Annotated in this window: 5 protein-coding genes; 3 read left to right on the forward strand and 2 right to left on the reverse strand. The window is 63.7% G+C overall.

The features are described 5' to 3' along the window. From EN939_RS22875 to EN939_RS22885, 3 genes are all read left to right on the forward strand, one after another. On the forward strand, positions 1–1,360 hold a 1,360-nt coding region (locus EN939_RS22875; protein WP_127269870.1), incomplete at its 5' end, for a GMC family oxidoreductase. A 17-nt stretch (positions 1,361–1,377) separates the two neighbouring features. Further along, the gene (locus tag EN939_RS22880; RefSeq protein WP_127269872.1) at positions 1,378–1,686 is read left to right on the forward strand and encodes a Dabb family protein; all 309 of its coding nucleotides are present in this window, start codon (positions 1,378–1,380) and stop codon (positions 1,684–1,686) included. Positions 1,687–1,839: 153 nt separating this feature from the next. Continuing rightward, a complete protein-coding gene (locus EN939_RS22885; protein WP_127269874.1) occupies positions 1,840–3,075 on the forward strand; it encodes an MFS transporter in 1,236 nt (411 codons plus the stop codon). 7 nt (positions 3,076–3,082) lie between these two features. On the opposite strand, the gene EN939_RS22890 is transcribed toward EN939_RS22885, so the two are convergent. Together EN939_RS22890 and EN939_RS22895 are read right to left on the reverse strand one after the other, a co-directional pair. Continuing rightward, complete coding sequence (locus tag EN939_RS22890; RefSeq protein ID WP_013529691.1) at positions 3,083–3,928, reverse strand: EamA family transporter; 846 nt, start codon at positions 3,926–3,928, stop codon at positions 3,083–3,085. Next, positions 3,925–4,349: endonuclease/exonuclease/phosphatase family protein (locus EN939_RS22895; protein WP_335930799.1), on the reverse strand; the 425-nt coding region annotated here is incomplete at its 5' end. The genes EN939_RS22895 and EN939_RS22890, both read right to left, overlap by 4 nt.

Consider the following 4,349-nt stretch of genomic DNA (forward strand, 5'->3'; position numbering starts at 1 on the left):
GATCTACACGCGCGGCAACGCCCGCGATTACGACGCCTGGGAGAAGGAAGAGGGCCTCGCCGGCTGGGGCTATCGCGATGTGTTGCCCTATTTCAAACGCGCTGAGAACAACCAGCGCTACGCCAACGATTTTCACGGCGACCAGGGGCCGCTCGGCGTCTCGAACCCGATTGCGCCGCTGCCGATCTGCGAAGCCTATTTCCGTGCCGGCCAGGAGATGGGCATCCCCTTCAACCCGGACTTCAACGGCGCTGCCCAAGAAGGCGTCGGCTACTACCAGCTGACCCAGAAGGATGCCCGGCGCTCGTCCGCTTCAGTCGCCTATTTGAAGCCGATCCGCGCCCGCAAGAACCTGACCGTCCGAACCGATGTGCTGGTGACGCGCATCGTCGTCGAGAAGGGCCGCGCCATCGGCGTCGAATTGGTCGACAGGCCAGGCGGCGAGAAGAAAATCCTGCACGCCGAGCGCGAGGTGATCGTCTCGTCCGGCGCCATCGGCTCGCCGAAACTCCTGATGCAGTCGGGCATCGGCCCCGCGGACCATCTGAAGTCGGTCGGCGTCACGCCGGTGCATGACCTGCCCGGCGTCGGCTCCAACATGCAGGACCATCTCGATCTGTTCGTCATCGCCGAATGCACCGGCGATCACACCTATGACAACTACGCCAAGCTGCACCGCACGGCCTGGGCCGGCCTGCAATATCTGCTGCTGAAGAAGGGGCCGGTGGCCTCCAGCCTGTTCGAGACCGGCGGCTTCTGGTACGCCGACCCGACAGCCGCCTCGCCCGACATCCAGTTTCATCTCGGCTTGGGCTCCGGCATCGAAGCCGGCGTCGAGAAGCTGAAAAACCCCGGCGTCACCCTGAACTCGGCTTTCCTGCGGCCGCGCTCGCGCGGCACCGTGCGGCTGAAGAGCGCCGACCCGGCCGACCATCCGCTGATTGATCCGAACTACTGGTCCGATCCCTATGACCGCGCCATGTCGATCAAGGGGCTGCGGCTGGCCCGCGAGATCATGCGGCAGAAGGCGCTTGCCCCTTACGTGCTGCGCGAGGTGCTGCCCGGCCCGTCGCTCGCCAGCGACGACGAGCTGTTCGACTATGCCTGCCGCAGTTCCAAGACCGACCACCATCCGGTCGGCACCTGCCGCATGGGCCATGATGATATGGCTGTCGTGACGCCGGATCTGCGGCTGCGCGGTATCGAGGGCCTGCGCGTCTGCGATGCCTCGGTGATGCCGCGCGTGCCTTCATCCAACACCAATGCGCCGACCATCATGGTCGGTGAAAAGGGCGCCGACCTGGTCCTTGGCCGCGAGCCGCTGCCGCCGGCGGTGTTTTCCGGAAACCGGGCTGCTTAGCCACTGAGGGGTAAGATATGATCAGGCACTGTGTTTTCGCTAGATTCCGCAATGATGTCGCCACCACCGAGCGCATGGCGATCCATTCCGATCTCGAGGCGCTTCGACAGGTGATCGACGGCATGGACGCCGTAAAATTAAGCGCCAATGTCAGCCCGGAGCCGTTCGCACGCGGCTTCACCCACGGCTTCACCATCGATTTCCGCGATGCTGCCGCGCGCGATGCCTATCTTGTGCATGAAGCGCACCAGCGCGCCGGCGCGCGCCTGGTTGCTGCCCTGGAAGGCGGCACGGACGGACTGCTGGTGTTTGATCTCGAAATCTAGACCTCACCCTCAAGCCACGATCGAGTTCATCGACAGATGGCACCGGTCGCTCTCATCGCACCTTCCGCCATTCCAGCTGGCGTTCGATCAAATGAGCCACGCGAAAACGTGACCACCGGTCTTCCCTGAACTGGCCAATAATTCCCCCCATCGATGATGATGGAGGAAGATTTGCCCCTTAATTCGCAGCAGAAGAAGACCGTCCTCGCCTCATTCCTGGGCTGGACGCTCGATGCTTTCGATTTCTTCCTTCTGACATTCCTGCTCACCGATATCGCGACCGAATTCCACGCCGACGTGCCCGCAGTCTCCAAGGCGCTATTCCTGACCTTGGCGACACGCTTCATCGGCGCGTTCTTCTTCGGCATGCTTGCCGACAAATATGGGCGCAAGCCCATCCTCATGCTCAACATCGTCAGCTATTCGGTGATCGGCGCGCTGGCCGCCTTCTCGCCCAATCTTGGCATTTTCCTGGCGCTGCGCGCGCTGTTCGGTATCGCCATGGGCGGCGAATGGGGACTGGGCAGTTCGCTGGCCATGGAATCCATTCCGCCGAGCGCACGCGGCATGGTCTCCGGCATCCTGCAATGCGGCTATCCGGCCGGCTATCTGCTGGCGGCGGTGGTCTATGGCCTGCTCTATCAGCAGACGATCGGCGGCTACACGATCGGCTGGCGCGCCATGTTCCTGCTCAGCTTCGTGCCGGCGCTGATCGTGCTCTTCATCCGATCGCATGTGCCGGAATCGCCGGCCTTCGTCGAAGCGCAGAAGACCGCGAGACCGGGCATGTGGGAAACGCTGCAGAAGCACTGGGGCGTCGCGCTCTATGCCGTCGTCCTGATGATGTTCTTCAATTTCTTGAGTCATGGCACGCAGGACCTCTACCCTACCTTCCTGAAGAAGCAGCACGGCTTCGATCCGCATACGGTGAGCTGGATCACCATCGTCGCCAATATCGGCGCCATCGTCGGCGGCCTGGCTTTCGGCGCGCTGTCGGAGAAGATCGGCCGCGTCAACGCCATCACGCTGGCATGCCTGATCGCCTTGCCATCCATCCCGCTATGGGCCTACTCGACCACGCCGTTCATGCTCGCCATCGGCGCCTTCGTCATGCAGGTCGCGGTCCAGGGTGCCTGGGGCGTCATCCCCGTGCACCTCAACGAGCTTTCGCCCGGCGCGGTGCGGGCGACCTTGCCCGGCTTTATTTATCAGGCGGGCAATCTCGCCGCGTCCTATGGCGGCCCCTATCAGGCGGGAATCGCGGAAAGCGCCGGAGGCAGCTATGGCTATGCCCTGGCGCTGTTCGCAGGCGTGGTCGCCGTCTGCATCATCGTCGTCATCCGTTTCAGCCCGGAACGACGTGGCCAGGTGATGACCGTCCTGACCTGAGCGGCGCCTAACCAAGCCTCAGCGCGACGACGCCGGCCACGATGCTGAGCGCGGCGGCACCGCGCCAGCCGGTCATTTTTTCGCCGAGAGCGAAGACCGAGATCATCATGGCGAACAGGATCGAGGTTTCGCGCAGCGAGGCCACCGAAGCGATCGGTGCTTTGGTCATCGCCCACATGACGATCCAGTAGGCGGCGCCGCTGAGCACGCCGGTGAACAGCCCTGCCTTCCAGTCGCGCGCCAGCACCGGCAGTGCCTTCGGCCCACGGAAGATGAGGCACAGCACCAACGCGCCAAAAGCATCGCAGATGAACAGCCAGGCGGCATAGCTCTGCGCGGTTGCCGCCAGCCGCGCGCCACTGCCGTCCGACAGCGTATAGCTGGCGATGAAGATGGAGGTGCCGAGCGCAAAACCGACCGCGCGCAGGTTAAGCTTTTCCAGATGCGCGCCGCCACGAAACGACATCACCAGCGTGCCGGCCGACAACAGGAAGATACCGAGCATGGCGAACGGGCCGGGAATCTCGGCAACGACGAACATGCCTCCAAAGGCCGAGAGCAGAGGTGCTGTGCCCCGTGCCAGCGGATAGGTCTGTGCGAAATCGCCGGCCTTGTAGGCGCCGATCAGGAAGGTCCGGTAGCCCATGTGGAAAATGACCGAGGCGATGATGTAGGGCCACACCTCCGCCTTCGGCACTTCGACGAAGGGCAGCACCACGAGTGCCGCCGCGCCCATGCCTAATGTCATCAGCGTGATCGACAGGAAGCGGTCGAGATGAACCTTGACCAGCGCATTCCAGATCGCGTGCATGGCAGCGGCGGCAAGCACTGCAAAGAAGACGAAAAGCGTCATGTGGCGATGCCGGGCGTTTCCAGGTCTATGTCGACCCGCAGCGGAAAATGATCCGAGGCAACCTCGCCGATGTCGGCACTGATCGAACGCACCCGCCCGGCGAACATGCCGCCGACGAAGCAATGGTCGAGCCGGCGCTTTGCCAGTCTGCCGTCGATGGTCTTCACATGGGTGTGGAAGTCCGGAACCGGCTCCCCGGCAACGGCGGCGGCATCGACGAAACCGCTGAGATAGGCGGCACCCCTATGGTAGGGCGTGCTGCCGACGATGCGGCGATACTCGGCGCTGTCCGGCTCCATGTTGAAATCGCCCATCCAGATCGCCGCCAGCGGGTTTTCCGGCTCCGCTTCGCCGCTGGTCCAATTGCGCGTGGGCTCGTCGTCGACGCCGCTCCACGGTCCGCCATCGGACGGTGCCCGGC

The organism is Mesorhizobium sp. M7A.F.Ca.CA.002.05.1.1, assembly GCF_003998335.1.
Taxonomy (GTDB): Bacteria; Pseudomonadota; Alphaproteobacteria; order Rhizobiales; family Rhizobiaceae; genus Mesorhizobium.